1 protein-coding gene is annotated in these 1,438 nt (G+C 66.9%); it reads right to left on the bottom strand.

Annotated elements, in window-relative coordinates; translation table 11 throughout:
• Positions 1-22 precede the first annotated feature (22 nt).
• Positions 23-1,279 carry an IS701 family transposase gene (locus ACFVJ3_RS49450; RefSeq protein ID WP_378459039.1) on the bottom strand — a complete coding sequence of 419 codons (1,257 nt, stop codon included), beginning with the start codon at positions 1,277-1,279 and terminating at the stop codon, positions 23-25.
• Positions 1,280-1,438 lie beyond the last annotated feature (159 nt).

Below are 1,438 nucleotides of genomic sequence, written 5' to 3'. Positions count from 1 at the left end.
TAGTACTACAGCCGTAAGTTGATCATGGCGTGTGGCCCCGTCTCTTGTGGTGGCAAATTCGGGCGCGGGCCTGGTGCTGTCGTCTCCACTGCGAGCAGTGCAGGATGTGGGCTATCGGCCTCGCGGCCCGTGCGGTGTCGGCGAGTGTGGTGAACAGTTTGCGTATCTCGTTGACACTCAATCTGATCAGCGATGGTGTCGACGGCGCCTCGCGTCGGGAGATGGCCGCGGCGACTGCGAGGAAGGCGTAGGCGAGCATCACCAGGGTGTGCCACCGGTACCAGGAGGTCCACGTGCGGACCTGATGCTGATCGAGCCCGATCTGCCCCTTGGTCGCCTGGAACGATTCCTCGATCCGCCACCGCAGGCCCGCGACCCGCACGAACGCGGCCAGGGATACGGGGTTCGGGCTGTAGCAACGAAAGTACGCGAGCTCCTTCGTGCGCGGGTGGCGGCGGATGAGTACCGCGTGCACGCCGGACTCGGCGCCGCCGGCGTTCTCACCGGGGTCGATCGAGATACGGGCCCACCGGTAGAGCCGTTTGCCCTTGGCCCCGTTGCCGGCGGAGACCGACCGCCACGCAGCCGCGGGAAGGTCTTCGGCGATCTCGTCGACGCGGGCGGTTCCGTCGGCGGTGGTGACCTGGTGTGAACAGGCGACAGCCAGAACGTATCCCAGTCCGCGGTCGGCGATCTGTCGGCGCAGCGCCGGGTCGGCGCCGTACACCTCGTCGCCGGCGGCCCACTTCGCGGGCACGTGCTCCGCGGCGGCGGCGATCATCCGCCCCGCGAGTGCCGGTTTGGTGGCGAAGTCGCGGTCCTCGGGTACAGCCTGGTCCCGGCATCGTTGCGGATCGTCGGTCCACGACTTCGGCAGGTACAACTCGCGATCGATCAGGGCATGCCCCTCGGGGGTGGCGTAGGTCAGGTGCACCGACACCTGCGCGTTCTCGATCCGCCCGGCGGTGCCGGTGTACTGGCGTTGCACTCCGACGGTGTGTCGGCCCTTCTTCAGGTCACCTGTCTCGTCGACGACCAGCACGCCGTCCGGAGCGCCGAGATGCTCGACCACGAACCGCCGCACGTCGTCTCGCACCCCGTCGTGGTCCCACTTGGCCCGGGACAGCAGGTACTGCAATCCGTCCGGGGAATCGTCGCCGAGATGCTCCGACAGTGTCCAGCAGTTCTTGTCGTCGAGACCGGCGATCAACCCGTGCACCATCTTCCCGGCCCGGGAATGCGTCCGGCGGCGGGCGAACCGTCCCACACATCCGTCCAATACGGAGGCCAGCAACCGGCCCCAGCCGTCAACGTCTACGCTGTGCGCTGCGGCCACCGCAGCGTCTTTTTTGTTCCACACAAACAAGGAATGATCGCGCGGTGGCCGCTCTCACCAGCGCAGACACGCCGACAAGATCAACTTACGGCTGTAGTACTA

Source organism: Rhodococcus sp. NPDC127593, assembly GCF_042671975.1.
GTDB lineage: Bacteria > Actinomycetota > Actinomycetes > Mycobacteriales > Mycobacteriaceae > Rhodococcus_F.
The sequence above is the reverse complement of the archived record's forward strand: the minus strand, read 5'-3'. Positions and strand labels throughout refer to the sequence as shown.